Genomic DNA, 22,294 nt, shown 5'->3' with positions numbered 1-22,294 from the left:
TATAATTGTGTTATATTATAAGTTAACAATAAAGCAGAGAAAAGGAAGGTTGTGTTACAATGAACGACAAACCAGTATCATCAAACTTTATCAGAAATATTGTAATCAGCGACTTAGAATCAGGCAAGCATAAAGAAATAATTACAAGGTTTCCTCCAGAGCCTAATGGCTATTTACATATAGGCCATGCTAAGTCTATAACATTAAACTTTGAACTAGCTGATGAGTTTAATGGCAGGACTAATCTTAGATTCGACGACACTAATCCTACCAAGGAAGAAGTAGAATTTGTTGAATCTATAAAGGAAGATGTGAAGTGGCTTGGCTTCCAGTGGGAGGAGCTTCGTTTTGCATCGGATTATTTTGATGAAATGTACGAAAGAGCAGTATTATTAGTCAAAAAAGGTAAGGCCTATGTATGTGATTTATCTGCAGATGAAATTAGGGAATACAGAGGAACACTTACAGAGCCTGGAAAGGAAAGCCCATATAGAAATAGGACTACAGAAGAAAACCTAGAACTTTTTGAACGTATGAGAAAAGGTGAATTTAAAGATGGAGAAAAAGTATTAAGGGCTAAGATAGACATGGCTTCTCCTAACATTAACATGAGAGATCCTGTTATCTATAGAATATCTCATTCAACTCATCATAATACAGGTGATAAATGGTGTATATATCCTATGTATTCTTTTGCACATCCTCTAGAGGATGCTATAGAAGGAATAACACATTCTATATGCACATTAGAGTTTGAAGACCAAAGACCTTTATATGATTGGTTTGTAAGAGAATGTGAGATGGAAAACCAACCACAACAAATAGAGTTTGCAAGATTGAATCTTACAAATACAGTAATGAGCAAGAGAAAACTAAAACTGCTAGTTGATGAAAGTATAGTTGATGGCTGGGATGATCCAAGAATGCCTACAATATCAGGATTAAGAAGAAAAGGATATACTCCAGAGGCTATCAGAAACTTTTGTAGAGAAATAGGTGTTTCTAAGAGTAATAGTATAGTAGACGAGCAAATGTTAGAGCATTTCGTTAGGGAAGACTTGAAGCTTAAAGTTTCTAGAGTAATGGCTGTAATAAAACCACTTAAAGTTGTTATAACAAACTATCCAGAAGGTCAAATTGAGTGGCTTGATGCAGAAAATAATGCTGAAAATCCTGAACTAGGCGAAAGAAAGATACCTTTCTCAAGAGAAATATATATTGAGCAAGACGACTTTATGGAAAATCCACCTAAAAAATATTTCAGGCTTTTCCCAGGCAATGAAGTTAGATTAAAAAACGCTTATTTCATTAAATGCAATGAAGTAATTAAAGATGCAGAGGGGAATGTAGTTGAGCTGAGATGCACATATGATCCTGAAACAAAGAGTGGAACTGGATTCACTGGAAGAAAGGTAAAGGGTACAATTCACTGGGTAGAAGCAAGAAATGCAGTTCCTGCAGAAATAAGGTTATACGAGCCACTAATACTCGATGATGAGCAGGAAGAAGGAGAAACATTTTTAGATAATATAAACCCAAATTCATTAGAAATCCTACAAGGGTTTGTAGAACCAAGTATGAAAGAAGCTAAACCTCAAGATAAATTCCAGCTTTTCAGACATGGATACTTTAATGTAGACACAAAGTATACTACAGGAGAAAAACTAGTTTTCAACAGAATAGTATCATTAAAGAGTTCCTTTAAGATATAAGATAATCAACATTTGAAAATTGAAGTGGTCAATAGTTGCTATTGACCACTTTAATTTATGAGTTAATGATTTTTTCAAACTACAAGCAGTCCAATTGTATTCTAGTGTATTAAAGTAGGATTACATAGTACTTCTTATTACTTTATGCATCTTTTATATTCACTTATTTTGGAAAAGGCACAGTATTTAAAGAATTAAATAGAGATGTAACATAAAATTTTTGTGGTATAATATACACAATAGTTTTCGTAAATTCATAAGGACATTAGGAGGAGAGTAAATGCCAGTACTTATTTGTGGCGGGGCAGGATACATAGGTTCCCATTGTGTATATGAATTAATTGAAAAAGGAGAGAAGGTTGTAGTTATAGACAATCTTCAAACAGGGCATATTAATGCGGTACATAAAAGTGCTATCTTTTACCAAGGTGATATTAGAGATATTGATTTTCTAAATACAGTGTTTTCAAAGCATAATATTGAGGCAGTAATTCACTTTGCCGCAAATTCTTTAGTTGGAGAGAGTATGACTGAACCACTAAAATACTTTGATAATAATGTTTATGGAATGGAAGTTTTATTAAAAGCAATGGTTTTAAATAATGTAAGAAAGATAGTATTTTCTTCTTCTGCTGCAGTTTATGGAGAACCTAAGTCTATTCCTATTAAAGAGTTTGATTTAGCGGAACCTACAAATCCTTACGGCGAGACTAAATTAGCTATGGAAAAGATAATGAAATGGGTAGATACGGCACATGGTATAAAGTACGTTTCACTAAGGTATTTTAATGTGGCTGGCGCACATCCAAATGGACTTATTGGAGAAGACCATAATCCTGAAACACATCTGATACCTTTAGTTTTACAGGTACCTTTAAAAAAGAGAGAGAAGATTAATGTTTATGGAAACGACTATAATACAAAAGATGGTACATGTATAAGAGATTATATTCATGTTATGGACTTAATAAGTGCACACCTATTAGCTTTAGAGTATTTAAGAAAAGGCAATGATAGCAACATTTTTAATCTTGGCAATGGTCTGGGGTTTACTGTAAATGAAATAATAGAAGCTTCTGAAGAGGTTATAGAAACCAGTATTGCTAAAGAAATTATATCAAGGAGACCAGGTGATCCTGCTATTTTAATCGCTTCTTCTGAAAAGGCGAAAAATATTCTTGGTTGGGTACCTGAATATACTGAAATAAAAGATATAATTTCATCAGCATGGGAGTTTCACAGAAAGAATGTAAATGGATATGAAAAGTAATTATTTACCAGAAAAGCAGTTAATAAAACAGCAAATTATATGAGTTATAAAGGATTACTCTATAGGGTAGTCCTATTTTACTATAGACATATCATAAGAAATCTTATCATAAATGATAAGAAAACTATAATAGATTTATAAATAAAATATAAGAGCTGCACTTTATAAATCTTGGCAGCTCTATTTATAAATATCTAGAAATATCTTGGTTGTATTACTCCACATGCTAGTCTTTTGCCTGCATTGCCTGCTGGTTGAGAGCGATAATCGTCAGGATTTTGATGTATTATAATTGATTTTCCTATTACATCTCTAGGTCTAAATCTGTTAGTAAAAAAACTCATTTCCGCATAACCGTTATTAGAAAACAAAACAGGGAAATCACCAGCGTGATTGCCATGTGACTGATTATCTGGATTCCAATGTTCACCAGAAGATTTAAAAGGCTCATTTGGATCCCCTACTTCACATACTCCATTCTCATGTATATGAAAGCCATGAGGACCGATAGGTTGTTTACCATTTCTTGCTGGTTCATATTTAGGAAGTCCGGAAACTTTAACCTTAACTTCTGTACCACTGTCATCTTCCTTGAAGTACACTACACCATTAATTTGTGGAGCAAGGGGTCCACCATGAATATATGCAACAGCATCTACTTTTTCTCCGTATCCAAAATAAGAATAATAGTTAATATAAGGATTGGCATATAGATAATTCATCACTCCATCATAATACATAATATTACTTCAGTCCTTTCTTATTAAACCTCTAATATATATTTATGTTTATTCTTATTTTTAGGTGCTTCATTATTTCTTTTGAGATTATTGGAGGAAAAACAATCTATATGTTGAATAAATAAAAGAGCTAAAAATTTGCTAACTAATATATGGGTTATTTCAAGGAGTGTTCCATGTGGTATTTTTAGAAATGTTTTATTATGCTACCTTAGTATTGTGTTTTTTTCTAATACTAGATGAAATTTTGACCATAATAAATACAAAGTTCAGGTTAGAGTGGAAAATTGCTAAGGTCACTAATACTATTTTTCTTGGGCTAGTTTTTTTATCAATAAACAGACTTATAGGGAAAATACCAGAAAAAAATATTTTTGATTATTTGTTAGTTTTTTTTAATTTAGGACTTTTTGTAATTGGTTGTATTACATCTAGAAATATTATGAAAAACTAATGTAGAACTATAAAACATTATCTTCAAAAAAATATGGTATAACCTGAAAAACGTCAAAGGAGGAAAAACATGATTTTTAAGTGGAAAGACAATTTTAGTATTGGAATTGAGGAAATAGACAGACAACATAAGAGATTATTTGAGATAGGAGGGGAAATTTATAATTTAGCCACATTAAAAGATGGGCAAGATCATTATGATGAAATAATTGCACTATTAAATAGTTTAAAAGATTATACAGTATATCATTTTGGGTTTGAAGAAAGTTTAATGGAAAAGTATAATTACGATGATATTGATAAACATAAACAACAACACGATAAGTTTATTGAAAAATTAGTTGAGATTGAAGCTCAAGATATAGATGCTAGACAGAAAAAAGTTATTCTTGATATTTTAGATTTTATAGTAAACTGGATATCTAGCCATATACTTGGAACGGATTTTAAATATAAAGGGATTGTAAGATAAAAGAAGGATGAGATCATGGATTTAGAACAATATGGATTTAAGCTTTTAAGTGATTTTGATATAAGAATATTGAGAGAAGACGAAGTAGATATTGATCTGATAATTTCTTTGGACTATAGGACTTTAGAATTATATTTTGATGATATTCCAATTTATTTTGGAAACAGGATTCAATGTTCTATGATAAAAAATATTGTCATCAGATTAAGTAAGCTTAACAATAATTCTTTATGTACAGTTCACTTTTTAAGAAACATTGATTTACACTCATCTGTAATAAACTTTGAAGTTGACTATAAATGTATAAGAATGGAGATTATGGATTCCGAGCATTCTGTAGAATTTAGAATCATAAAATATAAATTAGGAAGGTGAAATAATGAATAGAGATTTTTACATCAATACTAGAAAGAGAATTATGAGTAATATAGAAGACAACTCATTATTCATTTTATTTTCTGGCATAGCTCCTCATAAATCTGCAGATGCAGAATATGATTTTATTGTAAATAAAAACTTTTATTACATGGTAGGGATTGAGCGAGAAAAATTTGTGTTATTAATTGAAAAAAGAAATAATAAACTAAAAGAAACATTATTCATTGATAAAGTGACAGCTTTAGAAGAAAAATGGACAGGCTTTAGAATGAAAGAAGAAGAGGCAAGATCAATTTCTGGAATAGAAAATATCAAACCAGTAAACAGCCTTAATGATTATATAAACTATATATTATTTGATGGTGATTTTTCAAGGATTTATTTGGATTTAGAAAGACGTGGATGGGATGGCAGTGAAACTAAAGCCTATACTTTAGCGAAAAACATCAGAGAAAAATATCCTCATATAAATATTAACAACTCTTATAATATTATAGCTAAATCTAGAATGATAAAAGCAGAATATGAAATAGATATGATTAAAAAAGCAATAGAAATCACAAACCAAGGAATAAGAAAGATGATGGAGAACTCAAAGCCTGGCATGATGGAATACCAACTTGAAGCTTATTTTGATTTTGAATTAAAAACTCTAGGAGCGAAAAGACATGCATTTAATACTATTGCTGCCTCTGGGAAAAATGCAATAGTGCTACACTATGGTGAAAATAACTGTGAAATGATGGATGGAGACCTTATTCTATTTGATTTAGGTGCTGAATATAATAATTATTGTGCAGATATATCTAGAACTTTTCCTGTTAACGGAAGATTTACTGAAAGACAGAAAGAAATATATAATATTGTACTTAAGTCACAGCTAGAAACTATTAAAGCAGTTAAACCAGGACTTCCATATAAAGAGTTAAATAATGTAACTAAAAATGTTTTAATAGAAGAGTGTAAAAAAATTGGGCTTATTAAAGAAGATGAAGAAATATCTAAATATTATTATCATGGTGTAAGCCACTATTTAGGACTAGATACTCATGATGTAGGAGATAGAGGAGCAAACCTTGAGCCAGGAATGGTACTTACTATAGAGCCAGGATTGTACATAGAAGAAGAAGGTATAGGAATTAGAATAGAAGATAATGTAGTTGTAACTAAAAATGGATGTGAGAACTTATCAAAAGACATTATAAAAACTATTGAAGAAATAGAAGCTTTAATGAATAAATAAAGAGAAGTAAAAACTTCTCTTTATTTATCTATAACTACTAAAAATTATTCAATTATTTTCTCCAACAGTTCTAAACTTTTTTCCATAAGAGAAGGGACATTAGCTGTATTTGGACCCCCTCCTTGTACGAGTTCGGGAGTTCCACCACCTTTTCCATTAATAATATTAATAACAGAGTCAAATATTTCCTTCATGTTTATATTAATATCTCTAGACCTACCCATAAATATATGGCATTTATAGTCATTTTCAATAATGCACAGAATGCATGCAGTTTTAGAATGTGAAAGTATTTGAGACATAGCATATTTAGCCATCTTAGGATCATAATCGTATAATATTTTATTTACTATTCTTATATTTTTTCTTATATTACCTTCATTGATAAAATCATTAACTTGATAATTCAATAATTTTGCCTTAGTATCTAACAAATTTTTTTCTAACAACTTATAATCTTCATAAAGCTTTCTTACAGAATCGTATGTGTCTACATCCTTTGATGATAATAGGGTAGAAATATTGTTAATATAATAGTTTTTTAATGTATAATCTTTTAGCGCTCTGTTTCCGCAGACAAATTCAATTCTAGTATTACCTTTATATTTTTCCCACTTCCTTATCTTAACCATTCCTACTTCTCCAATGTTTCTAAGGTGTGTTCCGGCGCATGGAGTAATATCTACATTCTCGATTTCAACAATTCTAATATTTTTATCTACCGTAGGAAGTTTTCTTAGTGGAATACTTGGGATATCCTTATTTTCAACTTTATAAGTTTTTATTGAAAAGTTACTATATATAATTTCGTTAGCGAATCTTTCGATTTTCTCAACATCACTTTCAGAAAGATTTGGTATTGCTACATCAATATATACATAATCACGTCCAATATGCATTCCTATAGTATTTGCGTTATATAGTTTATAGATTACAGCAGAAAGTAAGTGCTGACCTGTATGCTGCTGCATATGATCAAAACGGTTATTCCAATCAATGGCTATATTTACTGTATCAGTAATTAGATTATCTTCAAGGACATGCACAATATTATCGCCTTCTTCATACACATCAATTACCTTTGAGTCATTTATTGTAGCCTTGTCCATAGGTTGTCCACCACATAAGTGAGGATATATTATAGTTCTATTTAAGGTAATATAAAACTTACTATTAGAGTATTCCTTATTAACTATTTTTGCTGTAAGTTCCTTTAAATAGGGGTTTTCTAGATATACTTTGTCTGTCATATTATCATCCTTTCAGTTATCAATTTGATTTCAATTTATCTGCTAAGGATTTACTTTCATCCTGAAAATAGCTTGTTTTTTCATTATCCTTAAGATTATTAAGTAGAAAAATCTTTAATTATGATAATATCATTTTTATCAATAAATAATATTCTTTTATTCTCATCTATCACTTTATAGTATTTTCCTGTCAAATTCAATAGGTAATCTACAGTTTGTGCTGTATCCTCTAAGATTCCTACTTCTATATTTTTTGATATAATCTTACCTTCGGATATAATAAAAGAATTATATAGTTCGCTCCAAAAGAACTTGATATCAAAGCTATTTTGCTCTATAAGCTTATAATCATTAGGTATAGAAAAACTAGTAGAGTTTATGGCTTCAAATTTAGATAATGATTTTGATACATTAATTGTGATATGTTCTTTTTCTGTAGCTATATTATCAACAACGCTACTTTCAATTATTTTATACCATTTTGGATCAGAAGCATTTGGCTCTCCCCATTTTTCATAATAATATGCTGTGTAATCTATAGACTGGCGAAATACTTCTACAAATTCATTTTCAATTCCAGAAAATACCCTGATAAAACTATCAACAAAATATGCTCCAACCATTTCATCCAGTAATTCTTCAGTTAATATAAAAGCTTTTTTTGAAGGCTCAATTCTAAAAGCAGTTATATTTTTAATATTGCAAAGACCATCAATTTTACTAGTTAATACATATTTATCTTCAAGCAATCTATATATGCCGATTACGCCCTGATCTTGAGATAGATTCACCGATATAATAAGATCTTCTGTATTATCATGGACTACATCAAAAAAATATAAATGTATATCAATAAAATCTATGTAATTTAACCAATTTTCATATCCAAGATTCTCAAGAGCTATTTTTTTTATTGACTCCGCCGATAGTTCTTTTATTTCATCATTATCAGAAAAGAAATTATCAACTAACTTTTTGCTAAGTAAATTGTTATGCATTATTATTTGATTAAAAGTTAGACTATTAGTTTTAGATTCGTTATAAAGCCTGAATACTAGTAAAAATAGAACAAATAGTACTAATATTATTGGTAACGAAATTTTTTTTCTTTCTATCATATTTACACCGCCCTAATGAAAATACTAGTTATAATATTATATAATTACTATTTTTATATATTTCTTTTTATTCATTAATACTTGAACAATTATTTTATTTTTGTTGATTTGTTTAGTATAATAGACTGAAACAAGGTTTTACAATAGAAAATATGCAGGTGATATTATGTCGATAATAGAGTATTTAAAAAAAATACCTTTATTCGTAGGTATGAATAATGATGAATTGCATAAACTTGAAAGAATAACTAAGGAAAGGACATACAAGAAAGGTAGTGCGATAATTGTTGAAGGAGAAAATAGCGAAAACGTATTTATAATAAAATCTGGCAAGGTAAAAATCTTTAAAACTAGTAGCGACGGAAGAGAGATAATTTTAGATATTAAGGGTAAGTCCAAAATATTTGCAGAAGTAACACTATTTGAAGGAGGAACAAACCCTGCTACTGTTGTAGCATTAGAGGATTGCATTATTCTCAGCATTAATAATGATGATTTGGAAGAAATTATTAAAGAAAATCCAGATATGGCATTAAATATTATAAAAGTTTTAAATAAGAGGTTAAAAGAAGCACAGTCAAGAATAAAAAATATGGCTCTAAATGACACATATGTCAGGACTGCTCAAGCTCTTTTAAAGTTAATGGAAAGGTATGGTATAGAGACTGAAGATGGAGCTTTTGAGTTATCTTTAAAGTTAACACGAGAGGAGCTAGCGGGTTTAGCAGGAACGTCCAGAGAAACTGTAAGCAGAGCATTAAGCCAATTTAGCAAGGAGAATGCAATAAAAGTAATTGGACGAAAAATAATCATTCTAGATAAGAACAAATTAAAGGTGTGGTTAAGTTAATAAATTAGGCTTTATTACTATATTACTTCTATTTATAATGCTTATATACTACTAATAAGCTTAAATAGAAGTTTTTATTTTTTGTCGTTAATTATTTCCTAGCGTATAATAATTATTGAAGAACACGTTAATAATCTTTAAAATAATAAAAGACTAACATCGAAGGAGGTGCTTCAATGAAATGTCAAATGAAATAATATTAGATTTCAAGGATTTTATAGATTTTTTCATAATGAAGTATAAATATGATAATAGGGGCGTCTTGAGAAAAATCAAACTAAAAAGTGGCCTAAACAGACAGCTAAGTGAGGAAGAATGGTATGAGTTATTTATTACTAAGTCAGCTTTAAATTGTTGTGCAAAGTTTTTATTGATAAAGTTTTATGAAGATAATGAGAAAATAGCTTGTAAAATCAATAGACAAGGCTTAAAGAAATGGAGAGCCTTAGTTTCAAACATTGAGCAACAGATGGGAATATTATATGATATTGCAGAAAAAGACTGTGGAAGGATAGATGAGCTAAAATTTGCTTTTAGAGAAAGCGATTATGATTTATATAAGATTGATGATGAGTTGGCTTCTTATATTATTAATAAGTTTATTAACTATGATTTTAATGGATATGATAGTAAAAAAATTCATAGTATATTCGTTTCTCTTTATTATGATGAAAAAAGAATCAGCATGAACTTACAACTTTTTTATAAACCAGCTAATGCTATAGAACATATATTATCTTTTAGCAATTAAAAAGAAAACCATCTTTGGTTTTCTTTTTAATAATCATTTTCATAAAAGCCATCTTCATCATAGTTCTCATCAACTTCAAATAATTCCTCATCATCATAAACATCATCATAATCTTCGTTTAAATAGTTTGTGTAAGTGCTTTCAATATATTCATCATTTTCTCCACTTTGTATTTTATCTATTTTATCTTTGATATAATTGGAAACATCGTATAAGCCTTCGTTGTCTAATACATCTGAAGCTTCATCTAATACCCCTACTATTATTTCTATAATACTAGACAAACCAAAAATAAATTCTTCTTCACACTCAAATTCTTTTTCTGATATGATATTTGAGACAATATCTAATGCTACTTCCACATTTTTGAAGTTACCATAGTAGATTTCGTCGTAGAGCTTATTTAACTCACTTAGTTCAATTTGCAACCTACTCATAAAAAACCTCCCATAAAAATAATGGATATGAAGTTAATGAACATCATCATTTTGAAATAGCCATCAAAAAGCTAGTGACTATATTTAAGTCTTTTTAAAATTAATATGTTGAACTGTTAAAATAAATGCCTATCTATTTTTTTGAATTCTAGATATAATAAATTTTACTCAAAAAAAGTAGAATTTCAATAATTATTATGCCACAAAAATTGAGATAATTACCTAAAAATCGTGGCTCTTTAAAAAAAATTTATGTTATAATACAAAGGGAGGGTGCTATTGATGAGAAAATACGAATATAAAATAGAAAATATAAAGGCTTATGGTGTAACATCACTAGTATTGACTAAAGAACACGAAAAAAAATTTAATGTTTTAGGTGCAGATGGTTGGGAGCTAGTAAGCTTAAAATCGCTAAATAACCCCAGGAATTTAATTGCTGTCTTTAAAAGAGAAATAATAGAGGATTAATAATGAGTAATTATTTTTTTCTATTAACACTTACGAATGATACTAGGTCAATAGGATATCTTTACAAAGTTATAGGTTTTTTGCTTATAATTTTTTCGTTCAATAGGATGTATAAAAAAAGAAGAAAATAGAGAGGTTATAAAGTTAATCCTCTCTATTTTCTAATATTCAGAAATTATTGCTATATGTTACAGATTGTTAATTTTCAAAGGAAAATTGTAACAGATATTTAAAAAAAAGTAGATAACTCACTGATATAATATAATCAAATATTTGACAAACAGATAAGGGGAGGGTGCTTGTATGGATGTTAAGAGAATTAAGGATCTTGTATTCAGAGTCAAAGACAATATACAAAATGTTATTGTAGGGAAAGATGATGTTATTGATTTGGTAATTACCTCAATAATATGTTCAGGTCATGTATTATTGGAGGATGCTCCAGGACTAGGCAAAACTATGCTGGCAAAATCCTTAGCAAGATCTTTAGATTGTGATTTTAAAAGAATACAATTTACTCCTGATTTATTACCTTCAGATATTTTAGGATTAAACTATTACAATCAAAAAACAGGGGAATTTCAATTAAAGGAAGGCCCAATAATGAGTCAAATTGTTTTGGCTGATGAAATTAATAGAGCTACTCCAAGAACGCAATCGAGTCTATTGGAAGCCATGGAAGAGCATCAAGTTAGTATAGACGGAATAACCTATAAATTGAAAGAACCTTTTTTTGTAATAGCTACTCAAAATCCAATAGAAACCTCAGGTACATTTCCTCTTCCAGAAGCACAGCTAGATAGATTTTTCATGAAACTTTCCATGGGATATCCAAAATTTGAAGAAGAATTTGAAATATTGATGAGATTTAAAGAGAATAACCCAATAAACGAAATTCAAGCAGTAGTATCGATAGAAGATATTATAAAAGCTAGAAGAGATTATTCAAATGTTTATGTAGATGAAGATATAATAGAATACATTTTGAAAATTGTTAACGCCACACGTGAAAATGAAGAAATAGAACTGGGAATAAGTCCAAGGGGGAGTTTAGCCTTATTTAAGGCCTCACAGGCATATGCAGCAATAAATGGAAGAGACTACGTACTGCCTGATGATGTTAAGTTTCTTATAAAACCAATTTTTGTTCATAGACTTATATTAAATTCCCATGCTCAAATTAAAGGTAGAAATGCAGAGGACATATTAGATCATATACTCTTGAAAATTAATACCCCTGTAGAAAAAACTAGAGGCCATTAGGAGCTGAATAATCATGGGTGTAGTTATAACTATTTTTACTTTACTTATTATTATGTTTAGGATTTTGGATAGATGGGAAAAATTAGCGTTAAAGAATTTAGAATATAAGAGATACATTGATAAAGAAAGGGTTTTTATTGGAGATCCAGTTAGGTTAACTACTGAAATAACAAATGATAAACTTTTAATACTGCCATGGATAGAAGTGAACGCAAATATTCCTATAGAAATTGATTTTAAAGATCAAAGAGTAGTTGTACACAATAATAAAAGCGAAAAAATATATAAGGTAGTTACTTCATTACTAAGCTTTCAAAGAATAAAAAAACACAATACAATTTTTTGTAAAAAAAGAGGATATTATTCTTTTAATGATGTAAAAATGTCAGTAGGAGATTTTTTTGGATTTGCTGTCGCAGAAAAAGAAATACATTATCCTATGAAATTAATAGTTTATCCGGAAGTTAAGCCTCTTGGACAACTTATAATGCCATCTAAGAGCATTCAAGGTGAGTTGTCGGTGAGACGCTGGATAATTCCAGACAACATATCTGTAATTGGAGCAAGGGAATATACACCCTATGACAGCTTTAATACTATTGATTGGAAGGCCACGGCTAGAACAAGCAAACTGCATGTAAAAAAACTTGACTATACAGCTGATCCATCTATTATTATACTCTTAAACGTACAAACTAGCGACATATATTGGCAAAATGTAAATTCGGAATTAATAGAAAAGGGAATAGATATTGCAGCATCAATTGCTCATAAAGCAATTGATGAGAAGGTAGATGTAGGCTATTCTTCAAACGCCCTTTTTTATGGTGACAATCGTGATATTTTTGTTAAGCCTAGTAATGGGAGAAAACAAAAAATGATTATTTTTGATGCTTTAGCCAAAACTTCATATTTACCTATAGATAGTTTTGATAAATTTTTAAGTAAAAATACAAGACTTATAGATAAGAATAATGTAATAATTTTGATTATATCTCATATTACTTATGATTTGATAAAAAAGATAAACTCAATGATAAAAGCTGGTTATTATATAAAACTAATTCTTCTTGATAATAGTTTGAAGACAGAAGGATTATTTAAAGAGGTAGAAATTATCTATAGTTATGAATTTATTAATGATGATAAGTAAGAGGGTGAGCAAATGTATGCAAAGCTCAATAACATATTTAACATAATAGTTAAAGGATTATTTGAGACAGCTATCATCTCAATTTCTGGTATCTTGCTTATATTTCTTTTTGCAGAGATTGATAGCACCTCAATAATTAACAGAATTATAGCCTTTTCCTTAGTAAATTATTTATGTGCATATTATTTAAATTCTTATGTTCTCATAAAAATTAAATCGAATTTTAAAAAGAAATATATTACAATATTTTTTGCCGTGTTTTTATCACTAGTTAGTTCTCTTGTTACATCAAGTGAAACTATAGTAATATGCTTCATAATCTACTTATTTGGATGGTATAGAAGTTTTGTGAGCATAGTTGAAGATAGAGATATACAATCTACAAAGAAAATTTTTATAATAAGTCTTTTAGTCTATTTATTTATTATTTTAATAATAAGTTTAACTAACGGAGAAAGTGCTACGGCTCAAAAGTTAAAAATGTTTTTTCCTATATATGTAGGTTCTGCATTATCTTATTTTGCTATAACGAATATAGAGGTTGCTTATAATAAAAGAAATTCAAATTCTTTAAATAAAGCAAAAAATATTAGAATTATAAATTTGATTTCTTTTTCATTAATAATTATAGTATTAGCATTTACTTTAACAGGTTTTTTTGACGTTTGGAAAATAATATTTTCTAGTAAATTATTTAATGCAATCAGCTCCATATTACAAAAAATTGGAGAGATTATAATCTATCCTATAGCGCTTTTTATAACTAAAATTGGGGAACTAATATATAGAAAAGCTGATTTTTCAATCCTTGAGAGGTTAAATAATGGTGAAATAAGTGAAGAGATAGAAAACATTCCAAGTAGTACTTTATCTTCAAACACGCAATTTATCATAGACTTGGTATTTAATATTGTTAAATGGAGTATTGTCATTTCAATTATTTTTATAATTATTTTTTACATTATAAAAGCAATAAGCAACATAAGTCTTCTATCTGAAAATGAAGAGAATGAGGAAGAAGAAAAAGAGTTTATTTTATCTCCGAAGGAAATGAGAAAGAGAATTGGAAAATCTCTTAAAAGATTAATTTTAAATGTATCTATGGCTTTTTCAAAGTCTAGAAATAATATTTATGATATTCCTGTAATTAGGCGCATTTATTTAGATACAATATTGACACTTAAAGAAAAAGGATATGAATTTGCAAATAATCATACACCTAATGAATTTCTATCTACTTTAAATAAATCTAAGTATATTAATACTGGTATTAGAGATTTAACTCGAATTTACAATGAATATAGATATGGTAGAATAGAGCCTACAGAAGAGGAAATCGAAAACTGTATTAATGTCAAAAGCAATATAATTAAAATTAACAATCAACAATGAATCGATACAATTGCTAAACTACCCCCTTGAATACCGATACACTTATGTTATAATTAAATTATTATAATAACAATTTAATTAAGGGAGGTATAGCAATGGATAATGTTAATGTTAGAAAACTAACCTATGGAGGGTTAATGACTGCATTAGTATTTGTAACTACGGCAATAATCCCTCAAATTCCAATACCATTTACAGAAGGATACATACACACTGGAGATAGTATGATATTTGTGACCTCAATACTTTTAGGGTGGAAGTATGGACTATTTGCTGGTGGTGTTGGCTCAGCTATGGCAGACTTATTTTTGGGATATGCACACTGGGCGCTTCCAACTCTAATAATAAAAGGAATAATGGGAGCAATTGTTGGCCTTATGGCACAAGATGTGAATAGCCATAAGCTGAAAACTCTTAGAAGTATTATTTCATACACTATCGGAATTGGCTGGGTAGGAACAGCTATATACTTTAAAACAACATTATATAATATATCCTCTAACCTTGAAAATTCAGAAGTGGCTGGCTTTCTTGTAGAAAAATTAAGTTTAGATGGAACTCAGCAGTTAGAAAGCTTAATAAATAGTGTTCAGTTATCTTTGATGTTTGCTGCTATCATAATTCCAGTATTTATTGTTGTACTATCAATTATATTAAAGAAAAAGGATAAAGAACTGTTTAGTATGAATAGTTTAATGGGAATGACATTAGCAGGTCTTTGGATGGTAGTTGGATACTATATAGCTGGAGGAATATTGAAGGGAAATATGATAATTCCTATGTTTAGTGTTCCTGCTAATATTATTCAGTTTATTGGAGGAGCAGTTATTGCATTTCCAATAATATTAGCTTTAAAAAAATCAAAGGTATCTACAAAAATAAGCTCTAGAATTATCTAGAGCTTATTTTTTAACTTTTTTTAATAATTCGGAAAATTTAGAATATAAGAGAAATATATTATTTTATTGTATATTTATTTAATCTTTAAGAAAAAAATCAGGAAAACATTTTCCTGAATCTGATAACTTCAATAATAAGCAAAAATATTGATAATAATATTTTGCACAAAATGCATTATTATACAGAATATGAATATATATAAAACCATACAATCTTGACACATTAGCAAGGATATTAATATAATCAAATTAAGGAGAAGTAGGATAATTGACATTTTCTTATAAAATATGCATAACACCTGTATAAAGAGGGGGTTGTTATTGTGGGAGGTAGAAACAAAATACTTAATGTATATTCGGAAATTGGAAAGTTAAAAACAGTATTATTGCACCGTCCAGGCAGAGAACTTGAAAACCTTGTTCCGGATTATCTGGAAAGATTATTATTTGATGACATACCTTACTTAGATTTAGCTAGAAGAGAGCATGACAATTTTGCTGAAATATTACGTGGAAATGGTGTAGAAGTTTTATATCTAGAAGACCTGTCTGCTGAAGCCATTACTGAGCCTGAAGTCAGAAATAATTTTATACAAGATTTTTTAGAAGAAGGTAATGTTGTGGGAATAGGCACTAAAGAAGTACTTAAGGACTATTTTGATAAATTTAGCAATAAAGAGTTAATTGATAAACTAATGGCAGGAGTTAGAAAAGATGAAATTCCAAAGTTAATAAACAAGTCTCTTGTGGATATAACTGATACTAAGTATCCTTTTGTATTAGATCCAATGCCAAATCTTTATTTTACTAGAGATCCTTTTGCGACTATTGGCAGCGGAATAACACTTAATCGTATGAAAACTCATGTTAGAAATAGAGAAACAATTTTCGCCAAATATATTTTTGAAAATCATCCTAGATTTAGAGATGCAGATATACCAATATGGTTCAATAGAAAAGAAACTTTCTCCCTTGAGGGAGGAGATATTCTAGTTTTAAATCCTAAAGTTATTGCAGTAGGTATTTCTGCTAGGACTGATGCAGCTGCTATAGAAAAATTTGCTGAAAAAATTTTGTATTCAAATCAAAGTTTTGAAACAGTTCTTGCTTTTGATATTCCGAAGAAGAGAGCTTTTATGCATTTAGATACTGTATTCACTATGGTTGACTATGACAAGTTCACTATTCATCCTGAGGTTGAAGGCAATCTAACAGTTTACTCAATTACCAAAAGTATGAGATTTTTTGGCGAACTTTCTATTGAGAAGGAAGAGTTGCCTTTAGAAGAAATATTGCTAAAGTACCTTGATATGGATAAAATTACCTTGATTCGCTGTGCTGGAGGTAATGCCATAGACGCTGCAAGAGAACAATGGAATGATGGTTCAAATACTTTAGCTATAGCGCCTGGCGAAGTAATAGTATATGCAAGAAATTATGTTACAAATAAACTTCTTGAAGAACATGGAATTAAAACTCATGTAATGTCTTGCTCAGAGCTTTCGAGAGGACGTGGTGGGCCAAGATGTATGAGTATGCCTTTAATCAGAGAAAATTTATAATTTAAATATAAAGGAGGATTATTAATGGCATTTAATTTGAAAGGGAGACATTTCCTAACACTAAGGGACTTTTCAACAAAAGAAATAGAATATTTAATTGATTTAGCTGCTGAACTAAAAAGACTAAAATATGCAGGAGTAAAACCAAGAACTTTAGAAGGTAAAAATATTGCTTTAATTTTTGAAAAACCTTCTACTAGAACAAGGTGTGCCTTCACTGTGGCTGCAGTAGATGAGGGGGCTCATGCAGAATACTTAGGAAAAGGAGATATTCAATTAGGTAAAAAAGAATCAGTTGCGGATACTGCAAGGGTCTTAGGGAGAATGTTTGATGGAATAGAGTTTAGAGGTTTTAAGCATGAGACAGTAGAAGAGTTAGCAGAATATGCAGGAATACCTGTTTGGAATGGACTTACTGATAGATATCATCCTACTCAAATATTAGCTGATTTTCTAACTATCAAAGAACATAAAGGATATTTAAAAGGAATAAAATTTGCATATGTAGGTGATGGAAGAAACAATATGGCCAATTCACTTATGATAGGTGGAGCTAAAATGGGTATGGACATGAGAATAGTATCTCCAAGAGAATTATTCCCAGAGGACGAAATCATAAATACAGCTAAAGAAATTGCCAAAGGCACAGGAGCTACAATAACTATTACAGATTCTGTCGATGATGGAGTAAAAGGCGTTGATGTAATCTATACCGATGTATGGGTATCTATGGGTGAAGAAGAACACTTTGAAGAAAGAATAAGGCTTTTAAAAGCATACCAAGTGAATATGGATATGATAAAAAAAGCTGATGAGAATGTGCTATTCTTGCACTGCTTACCAGCATTCCATGACTTAAAGACTTCAGTAGGAGAAGAAATATATCAAAAATACGGTTTGACAGCAATGGAAGTTACAGATGAAGTATTTGAAAGTGGACATTCAGTAGTCTTTGATGAAGCAGAAAATAGAGTTCATACAATCAAAGCTGTAATGGTAGCTACACTTGGAAATCAATAAAATTATGGAAGAGCCTGTTCACTTCACATCAGGCTCTTTTTGATTTATAAGTCAACTTTATTCGAAATATGCTATAATGTACATAAATGGTAATACACTACAGTATTGGGAATGGTGTTATTTATGAAAAGGCTTTTTTTACTTTTAGTCATTCCATTTATTATAGGTATATATATTTCATACAATTTAGTTGTGGATAGGATAACAGCAATTATAGTTGCTATTTTACTTGTTGCAGGATTAGTAATTTCTTTTGTTTTAGAGAAAGGGTATAATTTAGTATTATTTGTTCTATTTATTTTTTTGGGAATGATAATGACATTAAATAGCGTGAAAAGTGATTTAGATAATTTCTATGATAAGGATTTAGTGATAGAAGGTGTTATAGAAAATAGAACTGCATTAAATGAAGATAAGAGTACTTATGTCGTAAAGGTTAATAGGCTTTTCTATAATAATAAGCTTTTAAACCTTGAAGAGAAAATATTACTTAATTATTATGATAAAGAAATTTTAGATGTTGGTTATAAAATAAGGGTTAAAGGTAGACTATTATTGCCTAGGGAAAATACAAATCCAGGGCTATTTAACTACAGACTTTATTTACAAACAAAAGATATTCACACTACTTTAAATTCTGATAGTAGTTCTCTATATATCATATCTAAAGATAAAACTAGTCAAAAGCAAATATTAAGACTTAAGTTTCAAGAGAAAATCATTAGTATTTTAAAGAATACACTTGATGAAAAAAACAGTAGAATTATGAGCTCAATAATATTAGGTCAAGATAGCTTTTTAGATGAAGAAACTGGGACAAGGTTTAGAGAACTAGGATTATCTCATATTTTAGCTGTATCGGGCTTACATATAGGTATCATTTATTTATTTATAGCTAAGATATTAAAACTTTTAGGTACTGATAAAAAGTTTTCTGTTATAATTTCTTTAATAATAATTTGGATTTATGCATTTTTAATTGGTTTCCCAGCATCTGTATTAAGGTCATCAATAATGTTCAGTATTTTATCTTTATCAGCTTTGTTCTATAGAAGATATGATTCAATAAACACATTGTCTTTTGCTGCTTTACTTTTAATAATGATAAGACCTTTATGGATTTTTGATGTAGGATTTCAACTATCATTCGTTGCAACTACTTCTATTATCATATTAACTCCTAGGATCAATTGTTTATTATCAATATATAGTAAAACAGTTGCTAGATTATTATCTTCACTTATAGCAGTTCAAATAGGTTTATTTCCAATTTTAGCTTACCATTTTAATTCATATGCAGTAATTTCTTTAATGTCTAATCTTATTCTAATACCTATATTTTCTTTTTCGTTAGTTCTTTGTTTTATACTAATTATTGTATCCATTATTTTTATAAATCCAATTTTTTTGCTAGGATATTTGTTGAATATAATATTAAATGCAGCAAATTTTATAATAGATACGCTTTATAAATTTTCTTTTATTAACTTATCTTTACCGTCCTTAGGTATTAGATTTATTCTGCTTTTCTACCTTGTTCTACTTGCTGGTCTAAGGATTATTAGAATCGATTTCTTCAAGCCAAAGATTAACAAACTCATTTTTAATTATATGATTTTGGTTATTTTAGTTGGATTTTTTAATGTGATTATCTTTAACGAAACTACTTTGGAGTTCATTGATGTTGGACAAGGGGATAGCTGTCTTGTATCTACTAAGGATAAAGTGTTTTTAATAGATACAGGAGGTACTGCATTTAGTAAATTCGATGTAGGTGAAAGGATAGTACTACCTTTTCTAGTTAAGAAAGGTATAAATAGATTAGATGCAGTTTTTATTTCACATTTTCATGAAGACCATGCAGAAGGATTAATTTCCTTATTAAATAACATAAAAATAGATAATATTTTTATTGGATATGAGAATACAGAAAACGAACTATTTAATGAAATAATGCATTTGTCAAATATGTCCAATACCAAAGTGTTTAAAATATATGAAAATGATTCAATTTATTTAGATAATAATAATTTTATTAAGGTTTTAAACCCTTCTTATAATATGTCTATAGATACAATTTCCAATGAAAATAATTTATCTATGGTTTTAAATCTTATAAGCTATAATAAGAAAATTCTTTTTACAGGTGACATAGAAAAAGAGAGCGAATATAAAATTATTAATAATTTTGAACTTGGAAAAATAGATATTATAAAAGCTCCCCATCATGGCAGTAGCACATCATCAACTCCCGAACTATTAAAAGCAGCGAGTCCATCATACACAGTTATTCAAGTAGGTAAAAATAACTTTGGACATCCAAATACTGAAGTATTAGATAGGTATAAACAAATAGGCGCAAAAGTTTTAAGAAATGATGAGAATGGATTAATTACCTTTCGAATAAATAATAATGGAATAAAAATACATACATATGTCAAGGACAAACCTACAATTAATGATATAATAATAAAATATAGATATGAATTACTTTTCTTATTTATCTACATAATTAGTTCGTATTTTATGTGCAAGATTTATGCTAAATTTAGCTTTAATTTGAGAAATTCAATGTAAATACTATGTGAACAATTATAGGGTAAAATTTTTAGTTAATAATTTTATATGATTTTTCTAAGGGAGTGGATTTATGGATTACAAAGACATGCTAAAAGATATAAAAAACAATAATCTAAAAAGAGTTTATCTCTTGTATGGAAATGAGATGTATTTAAAGGACTATATACTATTTGATATTAAGAAGAAATATATTGATAAAGCTTTTGAATCCTTAAACTTAATATATATTGACGGAAAAGAAACATCAACAGATTTAATAATCAATGCCTGTGAGACTCTTCCTTTTTTGGCTGACAAAAAAATAGTTATTGTAGAAGATCTTCCGTTGTTCACCACAAAGAAAGAAACAAGCAATATAGATGAAGAGGAACTATGCAACTATTTACGAAGACTGAATATTTCCACATGCTTAATTTTTATAATTAATGAAGAAAAAATTGATAACAGAAAAAAAGTTGTTAAAACAATTAAACAAAATGGAGAAATAGTACAACTTTTAAAGCTAAGAGATATGGAGTTGATTAAATGGACTCAAAGTATATTTTTCAAAAATGACAAGAAAGTATCAAAATTAGATATTCAATTTTTTCTTAATCAAGTTGGTTATTATGACGCTAGTAGCAATCGCACATTATATGATTTAGAAAATGAAATCAATAAAATATGCAGTTATTTAGGAGATAGAACTACAGTAGAGAAAAAAGACATTGAAAAGGGAGTGATTAAATCCCTTCAAAACAATGTTTTTGCTCTTGTTGATGCATTAGGCCAGAAAAAAACTGATATAGCTTTATCTATATTTAATGATATGATTCTTGAAAACGAGCCTATTCAATTGATATTCCACATGATTATCAGGCAAATAAGAATGTTGGTACTTACTAAGCTTTATGAAGAAAAAGGTTATAGTCAAGGAGATATTGCGCAAAAAATTAATGTCCCTGCATTTGTAGTTAAGAAATTAGTATCTCAAACAAGGAACTTTTCTTCAAGTAGGCTTGACTTGGTTTTAGAAAAAGCCCTAGAGGTCGATAGAGCTATAAAAACAGGTAAATTAGAATGGAAGTTAGGTGTTGAAATGTTCATAGCTGAACTTGGTGAATAAAAAAATAAATGTTTAATATATTATGAATTATAAATGGTAATGTAAAAAGTTCTATGAAAAAATAATGGTCAAAAAATAGTGTTTTTAAAGCAAATTTTGAGTAGGTTCTCCCGCCACCCTTGACAAAAATAAGAAAATGCTTAAGCAAAAGTAACAAGGGCGAAGGGAACTCAAA

Annotated in this window: 21 protein-coding genes; 17 read left to right on the top strand and 4 right to left on the bottom strand. The window is 29.0% G+C overall.

The features are described 5' to 3' along the window. The first annotated feature begins 59 nt into the window (after window positions 1-59). Entirely contained in the window at window positions 60-1,712 is a 1,653-nt protein-coding gene (locus ABV008_RS12050) for a glutamine--tRNA ligase/YqeY domain fusion protein (protein WP_352420076.1), read from the top strand. Between the two features lie 280 nt (window positions 1,713-1,992). After that, window positions 1,993-2,982, top strand: a complete 990-nt coding sequence (gene galE / locus ABV008_RS12045; protein ID WP_352420075.1) for a UDP-glucose 4-epimerase GalE — start codon at window positions 1,993-1,995, stop codon at window positions 2,980-2,982. A 194-nt stretch (window positions 2,983-3,176) separates the two neighbouring features. Here the strand turns inward: galE and ABV008_RS12040 are convergent, their stop codons facing one another. Continuing rightward, complete coding sequence (locus ABV008_RS12040; protein WP_352420074.1) at window positions 3,177-3,722, bottom strand: superoxide dismutase family protein; 546 nt, start codon at window positions 3,720-3,722, stop codon at window positions 3,177-3,179. 178 nt (window positions 3,723-3,900) lie between these two features. Between ABV008_RS12040 and ABV008_RS12035 the strand changes: the two genes are divergently transcribed. From ABV008_RS12035 to ABV008_RS12020, 4 genes are all read left to right on the top strand, one after another. Beyond that, window positions 3,901-4,176, top strand: a complete 276-nt coding sequence (locus tag ABV008_RS12035) for a hypothetical protein (protein ID WP_352420073.1) — start codon at window positions 3,901-3,903, stop codon at window positions 4,174-4,176. 69 nt (window positions 4,177-4,245) lie between these two features. Next, entirely contained in the window at window positions 4,246-4,647 is a 402-nt protein-coding gene (locus tag ABV008_RS12030) for a bacteriohemerythrin (RefSeq protein ID WP_352420072.1), read from the top strand. A gap of 15 nt (window positions 4,648-4,662) precedes the next feature. Beyond that, a complete protein-coding gene (locus ABV008_RS12025) occupies window positions 4,663-5,022 on the top strand; it encodes a hypothetical protein (RefSeq protein WP_352420071.1) in 360 nt (119 codons plus the stop codon). A 4-nt stretch (window positions 5,023-5,026) separates the two neighbouring features. After that, window positions 5,027-6,268, top strand: coding sequence for an aminopeptidase P family protein (locus ABV008_RS12020; RefSeq protein WP_352420070.1), 1,242 nt, complete (start codon window positions 5,027-5,029; stop codon window positions 6,266-6,268). A gap of 44 nt (window positions 6,269-6,312) precedes the next feature. Here the strand turns inward: ABV008_RS12020 and ABV008_RS12015 are convergent, their stop codons facing one another. Further along, window positions 6,313-7,518: an alanyl-tRNA editing protein gene (locus ABV008_RS12015; protein WP_352420069.1), complete on the bottom strand. Its 1,206-nt coding sequence runs from the start codon at window positions 7,516-7,518 to the stop codon at window positions 6,313-6,315. A 98-nt stretch (window positions 7,519-7,616) separates the two neighbouring features. Continuing rightward, the gene (locus ABV008_RS12010) at window positions 7,617-8,636 is read right to left on the bottom strand and encodes a hypothetical protein (protein WP_352420068.1); all 1,020 of its coding nucleotides are present in this window, start codon (window positions 8,634-8,636) and stop codon (window positions 7,617-7,619) included. 166 nt (window positions 8,637-8,802) lie between these two features. Between ABV008_RS12010 and ABV008_RS12005 the strand changes: the two genes are divergently transcribed. After that, the gene (locus tag ABV008_RS12005; RefSeq protein WP_352420067.1) at window positions 8,803-9,486 is read left to right on the top strand and encodes a Crp/Fnr family transcriptional regulator; all 684 of its coding nucleotides are present in this window, start codon (window positions 8,803-8,805) and stop codon (window positions 9,484-9,486) included. Between the two features lie 181 nt (window positions 9,487-9,667). Next, entirely contained in the window at window positions 9,668-10,237 is a 570-nt protein-coding gene (locus ABV008_RS12000; protein ID WP_352420066.1) for a hypothetical protein, read from the top strand. 26 nt (window positions 10,238-10,263) lie between these two features. On the opposite strand, the gene ABV008_RS11995 is transcribed toward ABV008_RS12000, so the two are convergent. Further along, on the bottom strand, window positions 10,264-10,674 hold the full coding sequence (locus ABV008_RS11995; RefSeq protein ID WP_352420065.1) for a hypothetical protein: 411 nt from the start codon (window positions 10,672-10,674) through the stop codon (window positions 10,264-10,266). Window positions 10,675-10,956: 282 nt separating this feature from the next. On the opposite strand from ABV008_RS11995, the gene ABV008_RS11990 reads away from it, so the two are divergent. The 9 genes from ABV008_RS11990 (at window position 10,957) to holA (ending at window position 22,119) form a co-directional block, all read left to right on the top strand. Beyond that, a complete protein-coding gene (locus tag ABV008_RS11990; RefSeq protein ID WP_352420064.1) occupies window positions 10,957-11,145 on the top strand; it encodes a DUF4177 domain-containing protein in 189 nt (62 codons plus the stop codon). A gap of 303 nt (window positions 11,146-11,448) precedes the next feature. Then, window positions 11,449-12,408 (top strand): AAA family ATPase, encoded by a 960-nt coding sequence (locus tag ABV008_RS11985; protein WP_352420063.1) that lies wholly within the window; start codon window positions 11,449-11,451, stop codon window positions 12,406-12,408. Window positions 12,409-12,421: 13 nt separating this feature from the next. Next, window positions 12,422-13,561 (top strand): DUF58 domain-containing protein, encoded by a 1,140-nt coding sequence (locus ABV008_RS11980; RefSeq protein WP_352420062.1) that lies wholly within the window; start codon window positions 12,422-12,424, stop codon window positions 13,559-13,561. A gap of 12 nt (window positions 13,562-13,573) precedes the next feature. Then, window positions 13,574-14,953, top strand: coding sequence for a DUF4129 domain-containing protein (locus ABV008_RS11975; RefSeq protein ID WP_352420061.1), 1,380 nt, complete (start codon window positions 13,574-13,576; stop codon window positions 14,951-14,953). A gap of 95 nt (window positions 14,954-15,048) precedes the next feature. Continuing rightward, the gene (locus ABV008_RS11970; protein WP_352420060.1) at window positions 15,049-15,852 is read left to right on the top strand and encodes an ECF transporter S component; all 804 of its coding nucleotides are present in this window, start codon (window positions 15,049-15,051) and stop codon (window positions 15,850-15,852) included. Window positions 15,853-16,175: 323 nt separating this feature from the next. After that, on the top strand, window positions 16,176-17,414 hold the full coding sequence (gene arcA / locus ABV008_RS11965) for an arginine deiminase (RefSeq protein WP_352420059.1): 1,239 nt from the start codon (window positions 16,176-16,178) through the stop codon (window positions 17,412-17,414). 24 nt (window positions 17,415-17,438) lie between these two features. Continuing rightward, window positions 17,439-18,434, top strand: coding sequence for an ornithine carbamoyltransferase (gene argF / locus ABV008_RS11960; RefSeq protein ID WP_352420058.1), 996 nt, complete (start codon window positions 17,439-17,441; stop codon window positions 18,432-18,434). A 123-nt stretch (window positions 18,435-18,557) separates the two neighbouring features. Continuing rightward, complete coding sequence (locus ABV008_RS11955) at window positions 18,558-21,011, top strand: DNA internalization-related competence protein ComEC/Rec2 (protein ID WP_352420057.1); 2,454 nt, start codon at window positions 18,558-18,560, stop codon at window positions 21,009-21,011. 73 nt (window positions 21,012-21,084) lie between these two features. Continuing rightward, window positions 21,085-22,119 (top strand): DNA polymerase III subunit delta, encoded by a 1,035-nt coding sequence (gene holA / locus ABV008_RS11950; protein ID WP_352420056.1) that lies wholly within the window; start codon window positions 21,085-21,087, stop codon window positions 22,117-22,119. Window positions 22,120-22,294: the final 175 nt, after the last annotated feature.

The sequence above is a fragment of the Proteiniborus sp. genome (assembly GCF_040308045.1).
Classification (GTDB): domain Bacteria; phylum Bacillota; class Clostridia; order Tissierellales; family Proteiniboraceae; genus Proteiniborus.
Note: the sequence above shows the minus strand (reverse complement) of the source record. Positions and strands in the feature narration are given on the sequence as shown.